At 62.2% G+C, this 17,392-nt stretch carries 13 protein-coding genes; 6 read left to right on the top strand and 7 right to left on the bottom strand.

Annotation, left to right across the window (positions count from 1 at the left end; translation table 11 throughout):
- The first annotated feature begins 249 nt into the window (after window positions 1-249).
- Window positions 250-465 (top strand): hypothetical protein, encoded by a 216-nt coding sequence (locus tag AC1DON_RS09810; protein WP_476934606.1) that lies wholly within the window; start codon window positions 250-252, stop codon window positions 463-465.
- Between the two features lie 135 nt (window positions 466-600).
- On the opposite strand, the gene AC1DON_RS09805 is transcribed toward AC1DON_RS09810, so the two are convergent.
- Window positions 601-2,715, bottom strand: a complete 2,115-nt coding sequence (locus tag AC1DON_RS09805; protein WP_476934605.1) for a M13 family metallopeptidase — start codon at window positions 2,713-2,715, stop codon at window positions 601-603.
- Window positions 2,716-2,916: 201 nt separating this feature from the next.
- Between AC1DON_RS09805 and AC1DON_RS09800 the strand changes: the two genes are divergently transcribed.
- A complete protein-coding gene (locus AC1DON_RS09800) occupies window positions 2,917-5,022 on the top strand; it encodes a protein-disulfide reductase DsbD family protein (RefSeq protein WP_476934604.1) in 2,106 nt (701 codons plus the stop codon).
- 61 nt (window positions 5,023-5,083) lie between these two features.
- On the opposite strand, the gene AC1DON_RS09795 is transcribed toward AC1DON_RS09800, so the two are convergent.
- Both AC1DON_RS09795 and AC1DON_RS09790 read right to left on the bottom strand, forming a co-directional pair.
- Window positions 5,084-5,599 carry a hypothetical protein gene (locus tag AC1DON_RS09795; RefSeq protein WP_476934603.1) on the bottom strand — a complete coding sequence of 172 codons (516 nt, stop codon included), beginning with the start codon at window positions 5,597-5,599 and terminating at the stop codon, window positions 5,084-5,086.
- 111 nt (window positions 5,600-5,710) lie between these two features.
- Entirely contained in the window at window positions 5,711-5,884 is a 174-nt protein-coding gene (locus AC1DON_RS09790) for a hypothetical protein (protein ID WP_476934602.1), read from the bottom strand.
- Between the two features lie 201 nt (window positions 5,885-6,085).
- Between AC1DON_RS09790 and hisS the strand changes: the two genes are divergently transcribed.
- Window positions 6,086-7,558 carry a histidine--tRNA ligase gene (gene hisS, locus AC1DON_RS09785; protein WP_476934601.1) on the top strand — a complete coding sequence of 491 codons (1,473 nt, stop codon included), beginning with the start codon at window positions 6,086-6,088 and terminating at the stop codon, window positions 7,556-7,558.
- Window positions 7,559-7,951: 393 nt separating this feature from the next.
- Here hisS and AC1DON_RS09780 read toward each other — a convergent pair whose 3' ends face one another.
- From AC1DON_RS09780 to AC1DON_RS09765, 4 genes are all read right to left on the bottom strand, one after another.
- Window positions 7,952-8,422, bottom strand: coding sequence for a hypothetical protein (locus AC1DON_RS09780; RefSeq protein ID WP_476934600.1), 471 nt, complete (start codon window positions 8,420-8,422; stop codon window positions 7,952-7,954).
- 128 nt (window positions 8,423-8,550) lie between these two features.
- Window positions 8,551-10,752 carry a phosphoenolpyruvate--protein phosphotransferase gene (ptsP, locus tag AC1DON_RS09775; RefSeq protein ID WP_476934653.1) on the bottom strand — a complete coding sequence of 734 codons (2,202 nt, stop codon included), beginning with the start codon at window positions 10,750-10,752 and terminating at the stop codon, window positions 8,551-8,553.
- 270 nt (window positions 10,753-11,022) lie between these two features.
- Window positions 11,023-12,711, bottom strand: a complete 1,689-nt coding sequence (locus AC1DON_RS09770; RefSeq protein ID WP_476934599.1) for a methyl-accepting chemotaxis protein — start codon at window positions 12,709-12,711, stop codon at window positions 11,023-11,025.
- Window positions 12,712-12,867: 156 nt separating this feature from the next.
- Window positions 12,868-14,124 carry an aspartate kinase gene (locus AC1DON_RS09765; RefSeq protein WP_476934598.1) on the bottom strand — a complete coding sequence of 419 codons (1,257 nt, stop codon included), beginning with the start codon at window positions 14,122-14,124 and terminating at the stop codon, window positions 12,868-12,870.
- Between the two features lie 122 nt (window positions 14,125-14,246).
- On the opposite strand from AC1DON_RS09765, the gene ubiG reads away from it, so the two are divergent.
- The 3 genes from ubiG (at window position 14,247) to AC1DON_RS09750 (ending at window position 17,350) form a co-directional block, all read left to right on the top strand.
- Window positions 14,247-15,047: a bifunctional 2-polyprenyl-6-hydroxyphenol methylase/3-demethylubiquinol 3-O-methyltransferase UbiG gene (gene ubiG, locus AC1DON_RS09760; protein WP_476934597.1), complete on the top strand. Its 801-nt coding sequence runs from the start codon at window positions 14,247-14,249 to the stop codon at window positions 15,045-15,047.
- A 132-nt stretch (window positions 15,048-15,179) separates the two neighbouring features.
- The gene (gene prmC, locus AC1DON_RS09755; protein ID WP_476934596.1) at window positions 15,180-16,034 is read left to right on the top strand and encodes a peptide chain release factor N(5)-glutamine methyltransferase; all 855 of its coding nucleotides are present in this window, start codon (window positions 15,180-15,182) and stop codon (window positions 16,032-16,034) included.
- Between the two features lie 323 nt (window positions 16,035-16,357).
- Entirely contained in the window at window positions 16,358-17,350 is a 993-nt protein-coding gene (locus tag AC1DON_RS09750; protein WP_476934595.1) for a DUF4167 domain-containing protein, read from the top strand.
- Window positions 17,351-17,392: the final 42 nt, after the last annotated feature.

The following is a 17,392-nucleotide window of genomic DNA, read 5'->3' as shown; positions in this document are numbered from 1 at the left end:
AATTGTTGAACGTTGTTCACGTCGCTGCTATACAGATCTCGTGAACGACGTTCATATCATCAACAGCCCCGATGATGAAAGCGTTTTTCACATCTTATGCGCTCATAGGGCGGGCAATTGCCCTCTGAGCGCACCTCGGGGGGACCGAGGGGGGGAAGACTACCGGGGCGGAAAAGGAAATCCGACTTTTCCGCCCCACATTTCTACCAGTTGCGTCCCAATTTCACCGTCCAACAATGGAGATGGACAATGAAGGGCCTTTTCACCACCGTTATCGCCGCTTTTGCTGCCGTTGCCGCCCTGATGTTTGCGGCCCACAGCTTCACGCAGGGACCTGATCGCGACTGGGAGCAGGAAATGGCGAAAGGCGGAAAAGGTGTGGCGACCTTCCTGAAATACCAGCCGACGGATGGCGACAGCCATGGCGGCAAGGTGCGCAAGAGCGTCATTGACGGCGTTGCATAGTCTTCGAAACGCTACCTTCACAATGCAAAGCCCGCCTCTGACGAGACGGGCTTTTTATTTGTATCGTAGAGGACATGAGCCTGCGGCCCCTCCCCGCGTGACGTCACGATTCCGGGTTGAGGGTGCCTCGCACCCTCACCAGATGCGGACGCGGTCTTCGGGTTTCAGATAGTATTTGCCGTCGGTCACGTTGAACGCCTTGTACCAGGCGTCCATGTTGCGCGGGGCGGACATGGCGCGGAACTGGTCCGGCGCGTGCGGGTCGGAGGCGACCAGGAACTTCAGGAAATCAGGTTGGTACTTCGACTGCCACACCTGGGCGAAGCCGAGGAAGAAGCGCTGGTCGCCGCTGAAGCCGTCGATCACCGGCGCTTCCTTGCCGGCCAGCGACAAGTGATAGGCGTCAAGCGCGATCGTCAGGCCTGCCAGGTCCCCAATGTTTTCGCCCATGGTCAGGCCGCCCTGAACCTTGACGCCCGGCGCAACTTCGTAGGCGTCGAACTGGTCACCCAGCTTCTTGGCCTGGACATTGAACTTGTCGGCGTCTTCCTTCTGCCACCAGTCCGTCAGTGCGCCGGTCGAATCGTAGTTACGGCCCTGGTCGTCGAAGCCGTGGCTGATTTCATGGCCGATAACGGCGCCGATACCGCCATAGTTGACGGCCATGTCGGCTTTCGGATCGAAGAAGGGCGGTTGCAGGATGGCGGCCGGGAAAACGATCTCGTTCTTGGTCGGCGAATAGTAGGCGTTCACCGTTTGCGGCGTCATCTCCCAGACATCTTCGTCGATCTTGTTGTCGATGCGGGCGCGCTGGTAATCCCACTCAAAGACGCTGGAGCGGTTGAGGTTTCCGACCAGATCGTCCGGCTTGATGACGAGGGACGTATAGTCGCGCCACTTGTTCTGGTAGCCGATCTTGACGCCGAAGGTGGACAGCTTCTCCAGCGCCTTGGCCTTGGTCGGCGCACTCATCCAGTCGAGCTTTTCAATGCGGACCTTCATGGCCGACAGCAGGTCCTGGACCAGGCCTTCCATCTTGGCCTTGGAGTCGGCCGGGAAGTAGGTGGCAACATAGGCCTTGCCCAGCGCCTCGCCCATGCGTTCGTCGGTGACCCCAAGGGCACGCTTCCACAACGGACGCTGTTCCTCGATGCCGTAAAGCGACTTGAGGCGGAATTGGAAACGGCGGTCGACAAAGGCATCCGACAGGTAGGGCGCGGCCTGGTCGACGGAGCGGAAGGCGGCCCAGGCCTTGAGCGTCTCGAGCGGCGCATCGGCATAGATCCGGGCGATCTTCGGGAAGGCCGTATTCTGGGCGACGACGACCTTTTTCGCGGTCGTGACGCGCGCGCCGGCGAAGAAGGCTTTCCAGTCGAAGCCAGGGGCATAGGCCGGCAGGTCCGACAGCTTCATGGGGTTGTAGGTCTTGGTGTCGTCGCGGCTTTCGATGCGCGTCCAGTGCGCCTCGGCGATCTTCGTTTCCATGGCCACGATATCCTTGGCTGCCTTGCCGGCGTCGGGCCAGCCGACCAGGCGCAGCATGTCGGTGACATAGGCCTCGTAGCCGGCCTTCTTGTCGGCGTAGGTATCGACCAGATAGTAGTCGCGGTCGGGCAGCCCCAGACCACCCTGCGACAGTTGCAGGGCGTAGTAGCCGGGCTTCTTGGCGTCGTCGTAGACATAGAGACTGAAGAAGGCGGAGCCGAAGCCTTCGGACGTCCAGCCCATGAACTTCGCCATGTCCGACTTGTTGGCGATGTTGCGGATACGGGTCAGTTCCGGCGCCAGGGGCGTCGCACCCAGCTTGTTCTTCAGGGCTTCGTTGGCCGCGCTGCGATAGAGGTCGGCGACCTTGAGGTCTGAGCCGGTCAGGTCGTTGCGCGCCGCCAGGGTGGTGACCATCGCCTTGAGCTGAAGTTCGGACAGGTCGGCCAGACGGTTGAAGCTGCCATAGCCCGGCTGATCGCCCGGGATCTTCATTGCGGCCAGGGCCTTGCCATTGGCGTAGAGGTTGAAGTCGTCGCCCGGCTTCACCGCCGTGTCCATGCCCGTCGTATCGAAGCCCCAGACGCCGTAGCTTTTGCCGAGTTCGGCCATGCGTGCGCTGTCTTCGGCGCTCAACGTGTCCTGGAGATAGGTGCGTGGCTGATGGACGGGCGCCCGCTCGTCCGCGGTGACGACGGCGATGGCCGGCGCGGCCAGCGGCACGACAAGGGCGGTGGTGACAAGCAGCGTGCGGAGGATGCGCATAAGGTCTCTCGCGAAATACAGACACGGGCGCGCGCCATGCGCCGCCCCCAGGGCGCAAACCATGATACAGATGAAACTGTTTGTATTCTGAATTTTTCTTAATGTTCCGGATGTCGCATCCGGCGGTTTTGCGGCTGGTGGGGCTTTACGCGGGCCACGCGGCGCGGCACAAGATGGACAGACCCATCAAGAAGGTGACGCGTGCGTTTTCTGGCCGGACCGATTGCCCGTTTTCTGCTGACCGTAATGGCGGCGCTGTCCCTTGCCTCGCCGGGTTTTGCGGCCGAGGGCGAGAGCGCTCACGTCAAGGCACGGCTGGTTGCGGAGTCCGCCTCGGTGCCCGAAGGCGGGAAGGTGCGGCTGGTGCTGGAGCACACGCCGTCTCCGAAGTGGCACACCTACTGGGTCAATGCCGGCGACGCAGGCCTGCCGACGCGCATCAGCTGGAACCTGCCGGACGGCATGACGGCGGGCGACGCGGCGTGGCCAGCGCCGAAGATGCTGCCGACGCTCGGCCTCAACAGCTTCGGTTACGATGGCAAGACGTCGGCCGTGATCGTGGTGACGAACAGGTCGGGGCTGGCGGTTGGCGAGACCCTGCCGGTTACGGCGCGCGTCAATTTCCTGGTCTGCGAAAGCCAGTGCATCCCCGAAACGCTGGAGGTCTCGACGCGCCTGACCGTTGGCCCTGCCAAGCCCGGCCCCGATGCGGGCGTGGTCGCCAAGGCCGTTGCCGCCCTGCCCCAGAACGCGAATATTACCGGCACGATCGCGCTGAACCACGGCAAGGCGGAACTGGGCTTCAAGGCGGGCGACGCCGCTGCGCGTGATGTCCTGGCGCGGCCGCAGGGTGCCTACTTCTTTCCGGTGCAGGAGAAACTACTGAGCGCGCAGGCGCCGCAGGTCCTCGACATGGGCGCGGAGGGCTTTGCCCTGCGCACCCGGCCGGGCGGCCCTGCCCTGCCCGAAGGCACGCTTCAGGGCGTGCTATCGCTCGGTGACAAGGCCTATAATGTCACACTGACGCGCGCGGACTTGCCGGCAGGCACCTACGGCCTGGGCGCCGCGCCCGCACCCGAACTGGCGTCGGGCGGGCTGTTTGTCGCCATGGGGCTGGCGTTTCTCGGCGGGCTGATCCTCAACCTGATGCCGTGCGTCTTCCCGGTCCTGTCGATGAAGCTGCTGGCCCTGTCGCGCGCCGGCCATGACACAAGGCTGGCGCGCACCGAGTCGCTGATCTATGGCGCAGGCGCGGTCTTAAGTTTCGTTGCGCTGGCTGGGCTGCTGCAAGTGGCGCAGGGTGCGGGTACGTCGCTGGGCTGGGGCTTTCAGCTGCAATCGCCCTTTGTCGTTGCCGCCCTGGCCGTGGTCATGCTGCTGGTGGCGCTCAACATGTCGGGCGTCTTCAATATCGGTTCCTCGCTGCAAGGTGTCGGCGCCGGCGCGTTCGATCAGAAACGCCCGCTGCTTTCGGCCTTCCTGACCGGCGTGTTGGCCGTGGTCGTCGCAGCGCCTTGCACCGCGCCGTTCATGGCGACCGCGATCGGTGTCGCCCTGGCGCAAGGCGGATTGACGGGCTTCGCGATCTTTGCGGCCTTAGGCGTTGGCTTCGCCTTGCCGATCGTACTTCTGACCTTCCTCGTCACCCTGGTGCCTGGTTTCGCCAAGGTCCTGCCAAAGCCAGGCGCCTGGATGAACTGGCTGAAGATCGCCCTGTCACTGTTGATGTATGGCGCGGCCCTGTGGCTCGTCTGGGTATTCGCCCAGCAGGTCCAGATGACGGGCGTGTGGCTACTGCTCCTGGCTTTTGCAGCGATTGTCGCCGCCGTCCTGCCGATCCGCACTATTCCGAAGATGATCAAGGCCGGCTTGTTGGGCGCGGGCCTGGTCCTGGCGGTCGGCGCCGGCGCCTTGCCGCCGGTCGAGCGCGCTCCCGACAATGCGACTGCCGCCGCGGAAACGCCGCACACGGCCTTCGGCGTGCAAAAACTCACGGAGCTACGCGCCGCGGGTCAGCCCATTCTGGTCGACATGACGGCGGCGTGGTGCGTGACGTGCAAGGTTAATGAGCGGCTGGTGCTGCAAACCCGGGACGTTGCCGACACCCTCAAGGCGACGAAGACGACCTATATGGTCGGCGACTGGACCAATCAGGATGCGGAGATTTCGCGCTACCTCCAGCTTTATGGCCGCTCGGGCGTGCCGCTCTACGTCTATTACGGCGCAGGCAAGGCCGAGCCGAAGGTTCTGCCGCAGATGCTGGACAAGGCGGCGGTGATCAAGATGCTGAAGGACGGCGCGAGGTAGGCTTTTGCTTTGTCGCGATGTTTAAGCGGAAAACCGCTGACACTTTTCCGCACATCGCTCGTTAGGCGTCAGGCCCGAACTCGATGACACAATCGAGACCAGAGACAGACGTAGCCGGCGTAGTGACGACGTCGATATTGTCGTCAAGCAACAGGGTCATATCTTCGAGCACCCGGCCGAGATCGTGGTCCGTGCGCGCCGAGCGCATGGCGTCGAGTTTGAGGCGCAAGTCGATCGACACGCCTTTGAGAATGCATTTGAGATCGTTGTCAGTGCCGCGCGCCTTCAGGTCATCGTGGCCCTTCATGTCGCGCACCGCCAGTTCAGTGACGGCTTCGGCATAGCTGCGGAAATGCTGGCTCTTCAGCCACTGCAGCGAAGGCCGGGCGGCAAAGTCCTCGGTCTGGGCGCGCAGACGCGACGCATCGGCGACAATCCCGGAATAGAATGGCTCACTCGCCAGCAGGCTGACATTCTCAACAGCAAACGGCTCCGCCGGCATGGCGACGGCCTGACCGGTCAAACCCTGGCTGGAAAGAAACAGACATAACAGGCTGGCAGTGACAGCACGTTTCATAACGGGCGCTCCGTGTCGAATGGGCCCATCATGCAATCTCCCGGCCAACAATCCGTTAAATGGCAGGGTTAATGGCGCGCCTGATTTCCCGGCAGGCGCGCATGCAGACGATTAGTAATTGACCTGAGCCATCTGTTCCGCTGTGCGGCATTGAATCCCGCCGGAGCAGCCGCCGTTGTCGAACGCCATAAAGGCCCAGGCCGCGCCACCAATGATTACAGTCGCGCCGATCAGCGCGATGACAAAATGAGAAAAGGTTTCCGCGGCATGAGAACGCTTGGACATGACTTCCTCCTTGTTAGTTTTGGGTTTTAGCGGCCTTAATCATAACACTCTACCGCCTTATTGTCAGCATTTTTGACATAGGTGTCAATATACCTGTGTTTTTCCAATTTCCCCTGTAAGGAGAACGGTTAGCGCGATTTCCAAAGCCTGGACACGGCAATTTCGGTTGTCACTTTTCACGTGATAGTCTATCGCGCCCGCATGACCGAAAACCCAGACACCCCGTTTCGCCCCGAAGCCCGCAGCCCGCGCGGCTTCATCGACAAGCGCAATGCGCAGATCGCCATTGAGCGCCGCCTGATCGAGACGGTGTCGAAGGTCTATGAATCCTTCGGCTTCGAAGCGCTGCAGACGCCGGCCTTCGAATATGCCGATGCGCTCGGCAAGTTCCTGCCCGACTCGGACCGGCCCAATGTCGGCGTCTTCGCGCTCCAGGACGACGACGATCAATGGATGGCGCTGCGCTACGACCTGACCGCGCCGCTGGCCCGCTTCGCTGCGCAGAACTGGGAAACCCTGCCCAAGCCCTACCGCCGCTATGCCTATGGTCCGGTATGGCGCAACGAAAAGCCCGGCCCCGGCCGCCTGCGCGAATTCATGCAATGCGATGCCGACATTGTCGGCACCGACCGTCCCGAGGCCGACGCCGAGATCATTGCCCTGGCCGTCGCCGGCTTCAAGGCACTGGATATCCCGACCCGCATCCGCATCAATAACCGCAAGCTCCTGAACGGTCTGCTGACCTCGCTGGGCGTTGCCGACCCTGCGCAACAACTGGGCGTGCTGCGCGCCATCGACAAGCTGGACCGCTTCGGCCTGCCGGGCGTCGAGCTGCTGTTGGGCGCCGGCCGCAAGGACGAAAGCGGCGACTTCACCAAGGGCGCCGGCCTGCCGTCGTCGGCTATCCAGCCGGTGCTCGACTTCGTGTCGGCAGGCGGCGCGGACACGCGTTCCGAAGTGCTGAACCGCCTTGCCAATGTGCTGGCCAATTCGCCTGAAGGCCTGGCCGGCGTCGAAGACCTCGGCCGCATCGGCACAGCCCTGAGCGCCATGGGCGTCGATGAAGTCTCGGCTGTCTTCGATCCTGGCATAGTCCGCGGCCTGGAATACTATACCGGCCCGGTGTTCGAAGCGGAGCTGTTGTTGGAAACGCGCGACGAAAAGGGCAATCTGGTCCAGTTCGGCAGCGTCGGCGGCGGCGGACGTTACGACGACCTCGTGGCGCGCTTCACCGGCGAAAAGACGCCGGCGACCGGCTTCTCCTTTGGCGTGTCGCGTCTGGCGGCGGCGCTTGCCCTGGTCGGCGACAGCCACACGACCCGCGCGCGCGGCCCCATCGTCATCATCGCCTTCTCCGACAGCGACATGGGCGAGTACTTCAAGCTGGCCGCTGAAATTCGCGCCGCAGGCATGCCGGCCGAGGTTTATGTTGGCCGTTCAGGCATGAAAGCCCAGATGAAGTATGCCGATCGCCGCGTTTCACCGGCCGCCGTCATGCTGGGCGGCGACGAGCTGGCAAACGGCACGGTGACCATCAAGGATCTCGATGCCGGACGCCAGGCAGCGTTACAAATTAGTGACAATCAGCAGTGGCGCGAAGCCCGTCCCGGACAGGTCACGCTGCCCCGCCAAGATGCTATCAACCACTTGAAATCTATAATGAATAACGCCTGACAACGTTGTCAAAATATGGACATTACCAGACATAATTCTGCGCATCGTTTGCATAAGGGAAAAAATTGCGGAAAAATTTTGACGCGACCTTATAAAATGAGTTGACCACCCTGGAAAAACCCGGCTATATCCCCGTCATGAGAACGGAACCTCCCCCGAAGAGAGAGGTCAGTTCCAGCGTTTCGGGGAGGAAACGCTCGCTTTATAAAACAAAGAAGCCCGCCAGGTCATTATCCCCCCTGAGCGGGCTTTTTCTTGGCCGAAATTCAACCGGCAAACTGACACCGATGTCAGTTAATGACGTGTTAAACATCACCTTCTTTAGCAATCGGACACATAGGCCTCCCGCCCGGCGTTTTCATACCGGGCTGGTCAAGCCGCTAGCACCGACGGTCAGGGCCGGTTGACGTCGCAGGGCACAGCCGGTGTCTGCGCCTGGGCGGTCTTGATAATACCGAAATAGGTCTTGCAGCGGGCCAGATCGTCGCGCGCGCCGACCTCGTTAGCCGAAAAAATGATGACCATGACCTGCGGGTCTCCGTTGATCGACCCCAGTTTGCTGGCGTCGAAATCCGCTGCCGTCAAATGGATCTGGGTGGCGCCAGGCGCCAGGCCGATCTGTTCGTAACCCAGCCTGATGCGCCCCTGGGCATTGGCCTCGGTGCGCGCCTCCGCCTTGGGCCGGCCAAAATAGGTCGCGGCGGCAACGAGGTGGCTATCCTTCGCCTTCATCAACGCGGTGGCTTCCGGCGTGATGTCGAGTTTCAGGTCGAAGGCGTAGGGCGAAGGCCCCGTCGGCTTCTGCTCGCACTGGCTGAGCAGAAGGATGAGCGGCAGGACCGCCAAAGCTTTGAAATATTTCATGTAACCTCCCCACGCAATCTGTGGAAAAGCGTGCGGCGGTTTTCCGGTCAGCGTTGCGACAACAAAACGAACAGGCAAGGTGTAACAGGCTGCCATGCCTTGTCAAAGCCCTTGCCCGAGCGCCCCACCTAAAGGTCGATATCCAGTTTGCGCGCCAGCGACAGGATTTCGCTGCGCAGGCTGCCGTTTGAGCTGCTCATCAGCTTGTTGATCGCCTTGAAAGCCGCGTCGCGGTCGCACGACAGGATCATGCGCTTGACCTGGCCGAGACCGGCCGGGGGCATGGACAGGCGGTTGAAGCCGAGCGCGATCAGCACGAAGGCTTCCAGTGGCTTGCCGGCGATTTCGCCGCAGACCGATACCGGCGTGCCCGATTCCTCGGCGGCACGCTGGATGCTGGCCAGCGCCCGCAGGAAGGGCGGTGACAGGACGTCGTAGCGATCGCTCATCTTCGGATTGGTGCGGTCAGCGGCAAACAGATACTGGGTCAGGTCATTGGTGCCGACACTGGCAAAGTCGACCAGCGGCAAAAGCGCATCGAGGTGCCACAGCAGGGATGGGCATTCGATCATGGCGCCGACGCGCAGCAGCGAGGGCAGAGCGCGGCCGCGCCGCTTGGCCCAGGCCATTTCGATATCGACCATTTCGCGCGCGGTGCGGAATTCGTCGATCGAGGCGACCATAGGGAACATGATGCGCAGCTCGCGGCCATTGGCGGCGGTCAGCAGCGCCCGGATCTGCATGCGCAGGAGCGCCGGACGGTCCAGTCCCATGCGGATGGCACGCCAGCCAAGCGCCGGGTTCTCTTCGCGCTCCATCTCCATATAGGGCAGGATCTTGTCGCCGCCCAGGTCGAGCGTGCGGAAGGTCACGGGGCGGTCGCCGGCGCCGTCCATGATGCGCTGATAGAGCTCGGTCTGGCGTTTCAGGCGCGGCAGGTCTTCGGAGACCATGAACTGGAACTCGGTGCGGAACAGGCCGATACCTTCGGCGCCGACCTCGTCCATGATCTCGATATCGAATTCAAGACCGGCATTCATCAGAAGCGTGACCCGCTGACCGTCCCTGGTGACGGCGGGGACGTCCTTAATGCGCGAAAACTCGACACGGCGCTGGGTGCGCACGTCGATACGCGCCAGCGCGGCGCCAATAATGTCGGGACGCGGGCGCAGATAGGCTTCGCCGGTTTCACCGTCGACAATGACCGGATCGCCCTGATTGACCTTGTCGCGCAGGTTTTGCAGGCGGCCAACGCAAGGGATCTGCAGGGCACGCGCAACGATGGCGGCGTGATTTGACGCCGAGCCTTCTTCGAGCAAAATGCCTTTCAGGCGCGTCCGGTCGTATTCGAGCAGGTCGGCGGGCCCGAGGTCACGGGCCACCAGGATCGACTCGTGGGGAATGTCACGCGCCGTCGTGTTCTTGCCCGCCAGGACGCGCAGCAGCCGGTTGCCGAGGTCTTCAAGGTCGTGCACGCGTTCGCGCAGATAGGCGTCGCGGGCATTGTTGAGACGGGCGCGCTGTTCGTTGCGGACGCGCTCGACAGCAGCTTCGGCGGTCAGGCCGTTGCGCACGGCCTCGACCAGGTTGCGCGTCCAGCCACGATCGTGCGCGAACATGCGATAGGTTTCAAGCACGTCGAAGGTCGGGCCGGCCAGGCCGTGCTGGCCTTCGAACATCTGGTCGATCTGCTCGCGCAGGGCATTGATGCCGGCCAGCAGCCGCTTTTCCTCAGCTACGGGATCGTCGGTCAGCAGGTGTTCGGGCGTCACCGGCACGTCGTGCAGGACAACGACGCCGATGGCCAGACCGTCGGCGAAGAGCGAGCCCTTCAGCCGCTCAGGGCGGCTGGGGGCAAGTTCGATGTCCTTGAGTTCCTCAAGGCCGACCAGTTCGCCGGCCGTGACGATTTCGGCCAGCACCATGGCGATGATCTGGAGGTCCTCGACCTCCTCATCCTCATAGCCGCGCGCCGCCTTGTTCTGCACGACCAGGACGCCGATCGTCCGGCCGCCGCGCAGCAGTGGCACGCCCAGGAAGGAACGGAAAGGGTCTTCGCCGGTTTCCGGCCGATACGAGAAGCTTGGATGGTCCGGGGCGTCCATCAGGTTCAGCGGCGCACCGACACGGGCGACTTCACCGACCAGGCCTTCGGAGAGACGCATCCGCGTCTTGTGGACGGCGTCGCTGTTCAGGCCTTCGGTGGCAAATAGTTCCAGTTCTTCGGACGTGCGGCGCAGATAGATGGAGCAGACTTCGGCGACCATGCTGGACGCAATAATGCGCACGACGGCGTCAAGCCGCGCCTGGGCGGACTGATCGTCCTCCATGATTTCACGGATTTGCCGCAGCAACCCGCGCTGGCCGCGCACCGGACCTTGCTTCGTCACCAAATCGCCCTCTCGCCGTCTAATCCCCGGAGCGATATGTCGAAAAGTGTGTAGCGGTTTTCGACTTCATATCGCGACAAAACAACTTTTATTGTCCGCCGGTTTTGCCGCGCTGTCTAGCCGTCAGGCACGTCATCCGGCAACTCACGAAAGGGTTATAATCACAATGGTTTAACAGTCCGATACAATCGCGTACCCGCTAAGGTGACGTTATGCCGCGCGCAACTCACCGACGAACTGCTGTACGGCCTCGTCGAGTTCGCCTGCCCGTTGCGACAGGCTGCCCGACAGCGCCATCAGCTGGGTCGAGGCCGCGCCGGTCATTTCGGCTGCGCGGTCTACGCCGAAGATGGTCTGCGTCACCTGGCTGGTGCCTTCAGCGGCGCGGGCCGTGTTGGCGGCGATTTCGCCGGTCGCCGCGCCCTGTTGTTCGATCGCTGAGGCAATCGCCGTCGAGATGGCGCGGACCTCGCCGATCGTGGCGACAATGCGGGCAATGGAGTCGACCGTGCGCTGGGTCGCGCCCTGGATTTCACCGACCTTGCGGCCGATCTCGTCGGTGGCACGTGCCGTCTGGGTGGCCAACTGCTTGACTTCGGAGGCGACGACGGCAAAGCCCTTGCCGGCTTCGCCGGCACGCGCCGCCTCAATCGTGGCGTTGAGGGCCAGCAGGTTGGTCTGCGACGCAATACTGGCAATCAGGTTGACGACCTCGCCAATACTGGCGGCGGCGCCCGACAGCTCGCGGATTTCGGCCTCGGTGCCGGCGGCGTCATCGGCGGCGGCTGAGCTGATCCGGGCTGCCGTGGTGACCTGCGTGTTAATCTCGCGGATCGACACACTCATCTCTTCCGTGGCGGCGGCCGCCGTCTGGACATTGGTGGCGGCGGCTTCGGCAGCAATGCTGACGACCTGGGTCTGCCGGCTGGTCTCTTCAGCGGTCGCGGACAGGCTCTGCGCGGCCTCGGAGACCTCTCCCGACGACTTGACGAAGGCCGAAGCCAGGGCGCCCATGCGTAACTGGAAGGCGTCGGCAATGGCATTGCGCTCGGCCTTCAACCGTCCGGCATTGGCCTTTTCGGTATCGTCGGCCAGGGCACGCAGGCGCTCGGTCTCGGCCAGCCCTTGACGAAAGACTTCGGCGGTACGCGCCATCAGCCCCAACTCATCACGGCGGTCCTGCCCAGGAACCACGTCCGACAGGCGCCCGCCGGCCATGCCCTCCATCACGCTGTTGAGGCGTTTGAGCGGCGAGACGATGCCAGCGGTCGTCATCCATACGGCGATCGCCATAACCACTATCAGCCCCCCCAGCACCGACAGGGCGGTGACGAGGATCACTTCATCGGCCTGACGGTCCAGCTTGCCGACCAGGGCCTCATTGTGGGTGATGGTTTCATCGACCAGCTTCGACAGGTCCTTGATGACCTTCACCAGGCTGGGGCCACATTCGGCGTTCATATGTGTGGCAGCCGCCTCGCGCGCCTGCGCCTTGGCCATGTTGATGGTCTGGAGGCAACCGCTCGACATGATGTCCTTGTAGGTCGTGTGCAGGGCATCCAGCTCGGCGCGCTTGTGCGGCATGAGCTCCTTGGCCAGCGTCATCTCGCTGTCGAAGGAGCTTTGGCCTTCTCCAATATCGCTGTGGGCGGCATCGGCGCCTTGCGCCGTCTCGGCAGTCACCAGCTTCAGGATCGAGCGCGACGTCCAGACGGCGTGATGGCCTGCCCGCGACAAGGCAACATTGGCACGCGCCGGCCCGACCAGGGCCTCGTCATAATCGCGAGTAATCGCGTTGATCTGCCAGGACGAAAAGCCGGCGGCCGCCACCGACACACAGGCCATCAGGGATATCAGCGCCAGCACCTTGGCCAGCATCGGCATGTTTTTAAGAGACATGGCGCGCCACCTCTACGCAACTCTCGCATGCAGACGCACGGTAGAGGTGAGGATGGTCCCAGAGGGTTAACAAAAGCTGACGACACAATAAAAGCGCCCGGATGCCGGGCGCTTTTATTTTATAAGTAACAATGTCTAAGGTAATCAGACGCCGGATCAGGCGCCAATCTTGTCCAGACCATAGGCGGCGTGCAGGGCGCGAACAGCCAATTCGGTATAGGCTTCGTCGATCAGCACGCTGATCTTGATTTCCGAAGTCGATATGACCTGAATATTGATGCCTTTTTCCGACAGCGCGCGGAACATGGTCTCGGCTACACCCGTGTGCGAACGCATACCAACGCCGACGATCGACACCTTGGCGACGTTTTCGTCGACCTTAAGTGTATCAAAGCCGATCTCTTCCCGGGCGGCTTCCATTAGGTCACCCGCGGCCTTGGCGTCGCGGCGGCCGACGGTGAACAGCTGGTTGGCGTATTCACCCGAGCGCTTTTCCGACTGGACAATCATGTCGACATTGATGTTGGCAGCTGCCAGCTTGCCGAAGATGGCGGCCGAGACGCCGACCTTGTTCGGAACGCCCAACAGGGTGATCTTGGCTTCATCACGGCTGAAGGCCACGCCGGAAATGATGTGCTTTTCCACGATTTCTTCCTCGTCGCACACGATGGTGCCTTGATCTACGGTTTCGCCGGGTTCGACGAAGCTGGACAGGACGCGCACGGGCATGCGCTGGCCCATGGCCAGTTCGACCGAACGCGTCTGGAGCACCTTGGCGCCCAGGGACGCCATTTCCAGCATTTCTTCGAACGATATCTTCTTAAGGCGGCGGGCCTTCGACTCGATGCGCGGATCGGTCGTGTAGACGCCGTCGACGTCGGTATAGATGTCGCAGCGGATGGCCTTGACGGCGGCGGCGACCGCCACAGCCGAGGTGTCCGAACCGCCGCGGCCCAGCGTGGTGATGCGGCCCGACTCGGTTACACCCTGGAAGCCCGGCACGACGACGATCTGGCCGGCATCGAGCGCCGTTTCCAGCTTGGCCGGCGGGATGTCGAGGATGCGCGCCTTGCCGTGTACGTCGGACGTAATGATCGGCACCTGCCAGCCCATCATGGTGACGGCATCATAACCCATATTGCGCAGGGTCATGGACAGGAGACCAGCGGTCACCTGCTCGCCCGAAGCCACGACGACATCGTATTCGTCGTCGCCTTCGATGCCCTTGCCTGTCGCCTTGCCGGCGCCATCCGTCCAGGTGACCAGCTCATTGGTCTTGCCCGACATGGCGGACACGACAACGGCGACCTTATGGCCGGCATCATACTCGGCGGCGACGAGCCTGGCGGCCCTGCGGATGCGTTCGAGATCGGCCATGGAGGTGCCGCCGAACTTCATCACCAAACGGGACATAAAGACAAAATCCTTGTTGCGGGTCATTGACCCCTGACTTTAAAGCGGCGCATATCTAGCCCCCAATGTTCGCTACCGCAAGAAACAAAACGGCGACAGCTGAAGAGAAATAGGCGGCCGAAATGCCTGAAAACCTAAACAATTCCGTTACGTCCGATACCAGAACTTCCGATGCGGGAAGCGCCGAAGGCTTTAGTATCGATCAGGGCGAAGTCTCTCGCTTTTCCGCCTTAGCCGCCAAGTGGTGGGACGTGAAGGGCGAGTTTGCGCCGCTTCATAAGTTCAATCCGACGCGTGTCGGCTTTGTGCGTGAGACCTGCCTGGAGCATTACAATCTGGATGCGCGTGAGCGCGCACCGTTCAAGGGGTTGAGACTGCTCGATGTCGGCTGCGGCGGTGGGCTGCTCAGCGAACCCATGTGCCGCATGGGTTTCCAGGTCACGGGGCTGGATGCTTCCGAGAAGAATATAGGCACGGCCAGCGCGCATGCCCAGGAAGGCGGCCTAGATATCCGCTATCTCAACCAGACGGTCGAGCAGTTGGCCGCTGCCGGCGAGGTGCTCTACGACGTCGTCCTGTGCATGGAGGTGATCGAGCACGTCACCGATCCGAAGAGCTTCCTGCAAACCTGCGCCTCGCTGGTCAAGCCAGGCGGCATTCTGGTCTGCGCCACGCTCAACCGGACGCTCAAGAGCCATGCCCTTGCGATCGTCGGCGCCGAATACATATTGCGCTGGGTGCCGGCCGGCACGCACGACTGGAATAAGTTCCTGTCGCCGGCGGAAATCCATGCGTTTCTGGCGGACACCCCGCTTACGGCTGAGCCCGCCGTCGGCGTCAGCTATAGCCCCTTGAACGATAAATGGAGCTTGTCGGACGATACCGATGTCAACTACATGGTCGTTGCGAAATACTTTAATTAAAGCAAGAGCCCCAACCACCATTGGCTCCGCCAATGGTCCCCCTCCCCGGCAAGCTGGGGAGGTATGGAAAAAGGGAACACGTCACCGACTGCGGCGGTGGGCTTCTTGCTTCCTGAACTGAAAACCAGAACCATGACCACACTCGTCAAAGCCTGGACCGGAGCGCAGCAGCGCCTCAAGGCCCGCAACATCGACAGCCCCGCCATCGACGCCCGCCTGCTGCTGGAAGCGGCGACCGGCGCCACGCGCACCGACATCATCACCGATCCCTATCGCGAGCTGACGGAAGAGCAGGAAACGACGTTGGAGACCTTCCTGGCACGTCGCGAAAAGCGCGAGCCGGTGGCGCGGATTCTCGGCCGGAAGGGCTTCTGGAAGCTTCTGCTCAACCTCAATGAACACGTCCTGATCCCGCGTCCCGAAACCGAGGTGATCGTCGACATGATCCTGAAGACGACGCAGGAGACCGAGGCCTTCACGCTCGCCGATCTGGGCGTTGGTTCCGGCGCCATCCTGCTGTCCGTCCTGGCAGAACGCCCGGCAGCCAAGGGGGTCGGCACCGACGTGTCCGAAGAGGCCCTGGCCGTGGCGCGCGACAATGCGGCCGGCCTCGGCATCGCCAACCGTGCGGCATTTTTACGCACCTCGTGGGGGTCCGGCCTGGCCGACGAATCATTCGACTTCGTGGCGTCTAACCCGCCCTATATCCGCAGCGATGTGATTCCCACCCTCGAGCCCGAAGTGCAGCATCACGACCCGCGCCTGGCGCTCGACGGCGGCGAATCGGGGCTTGAGGCCTATATCGAACTGGCGCCCGAAATCTTCAGATTGCTTAAAAAGGGCGGCCGGGCGTGGCTTGAGATCGGCTTCGATCAGGCGCAAGAGGTTGAAGCACTTATGAAAAATGCCGGTTTCGATGACGTTTCCACCTATCTGGACCTTTCGAACCTTCCGCGCGTCGTCGTTGGGAAAAAGCCACAGCATTGAAAAAATGGACTTGGCAGACCAGTCCTTATCCGCTAAGCATAATACGTCTTCCCCCATCGCGAGCGTCGTCCGATATACTTTCTTAAGAAAGTCGCGGGCAATATCGTGGCAAGGGGTAAAGGGCTCAGGCGCCCGATGTTTCGGATCGTAAACGGTCCACGCGCCTGACCAGATAAAGCCAAGACAAAATGCAAGGTTGAAGCCCGCTTCTATGCTGAAGGTCACCAGCGGCACCTGTGCAGACATTTATGACATTTCGCCGTCCCGCAACGAACCGGACGGAGCGTAGAGAGAAGTCGCATCACATGAAAGATTTCAGGGGCATGAAACGGCAACGCAGCCGTAACCGCAAACCCTCTGGCAACCAGAACAATCCGAACCGGGCCTACGAGTCGAACGGTCCGGAAGGTACCAAGGTCCGCGGCAACGCCCAGACGATTTACGAAAAGTATCAGCAGCTGGCGCGCGACGCCAACTCGTCGGGCGACCGCGTCCTGGCCGAAAACCACCTGCAGCACGCCGAGCATTATTTCCGCCTGATCCGTCAGATGCAGCCCACGCGTCCGGTGTCGGAATTCGTCCAGCGCGATCCGTTCTCCAACGGCTATGACGACTTCGATGACGATATCGACATGATGGAAGGCTCTGACACCGAAGCCGAGGCCACTGTGCCCGGCGAAGGCGATCAGCCTTCGGTCGAGGATCGTGAGGCCCGTGACAACAACCGCAACCGCGACCGCTTCGATCGTAATGACCGGAACGACCGCAATCGCGACCGGAACGACCGTAATGAGCGTAACCGGGATCGCGACCGCAACGAGCGGAATGACCGCAATCGCGATCGTGATAACACGCCGCGCGACAATGCCCGTGACAACATGCGCAGCGACCGCCCGCCTTTCGAACCGCGCGAGCCCCGCGAACCCCGTGTCTTCGAACCGCGCGCCGCTGAAATACGCAGCGAAACCGAAGAGCCTCTGGGCGAATTCGATGGCCGCCGCGAAAGCCGCCGTGAACGCTATGAGCGCCGACGCCAGCAACGCCTGAGCGAGCAGGAGCAGAATGTAAACGCGGCGCCTGCCGGCAATGGCTTTATCGCCTCAACGGAACCGCTTGGGGCGCCTGCCGCCCGTTCGGCACCGCAGCCGGAAGCCACCGAGCAACCGGCTATTCGCGACGATCTGCCCGCCTTCCTGCGCACGCCGACGCCCGTGACAGCTGCTCCGGCCGCTGAAGATGCCCCCGCCGAGGAAGTGGTCAAGCCAAAGCGCGGCCGCCCCAAGCGCAAGACCGAAGCGGCGACTGAAGAAGCCTAACTGGAAAACCCTCCGGTCCGCCGGAGGGCTTTTTCTTTCTGC

Source organism: Asticcacaulis sp. P4_H10, from assembly GCF_056400965.1.
Note: the sequence above shows the minus strand (reverse complement) of the source record. Positions and strands in the feature narration are given on the sequence as shown.

Coding starts and splice junctions, on each gene's coding strand:
- AC1DON_RS09780 (WP_476934600.1), bottom strand. CDS start 8,422: ATGAAATATTTCAAAGCTTTGGCGGTCCTGCCGCTCATCCTTCTGCTC.
- hisS (WP_476934601.1), top strand. CDS start 6,086: ATGACCGAAAACCCAGACACCCCGTTTCGCCCCGAAGCCCGCAGCCCG.
- AC1DON_RS09770 (WP_476934599.1), bottom strand. CDS start 12,711: ATGTCTCTTAAAAACATGCCGATGCTGGCCAAGGTGCTGGCGCTGATA.
- AC1DON_RS09805 (WP_476934605.1), bottom strand. CDS start 2,715: ATGCGCATCCTCCGCACGCTGCTTGTCACCACCGCCCTTGTCGTGCCG.
- prmC (WP_476934596.1), top strand. CDS start 15,180: ATGACCACACTCGTCAAAGCCTGGACCGGAGCGCAGCAGCGCCTCAAG.
- AC1DON_RS09765 (WP_476934598.1), bottom strand. CDS start 14,124: ATGTCCCGTTTGGTGATGAAGTTCGGCGGCACCTCCATGGCCGATCTC.
- ptsP (WP_476934653.1), bottom strand. CDS start 10,752: ATGGAGGACGATCAGTCCGCCCAGGCGCGGCTTGACGCCGTCGTGCGC.
- ubiG (WP_476934597.1), top strand. CDS start 14,247: ATGCCTGAAAACCTAAACAATTCCGTTACGTCCGATACCAGAACTTCC.
- AC1DON_RS09790 (WP_476934602.1), bottom strand. CDS start 5,884: ATGTCCAAGCGTTCTCATGCCGCGGAAACCTTTTCTCATTTTGTCATC.
- AC1DON_RS09795 (WP_476934603.1), bottom strand. CDS start 5,599: ATGAAACGTGCTGTCACTGCCAGCCTGTTATGTCTGTTTCTTTCCAGC.
- AC1DON_RS09810 (WP_476934606.1), top strand. CDS start 250: ATGAAGGGCCTTTTCACCACCGTTATCGCCGCTTTTGCTGCCGTTGCC.
- AC1DON_RS09750 (WP_476934595.1), top strand. CDS start 16,358: ATGAAACGGCAACGCAGCCGTAACCGCAAACCCTCTGGCAACCAGAAC.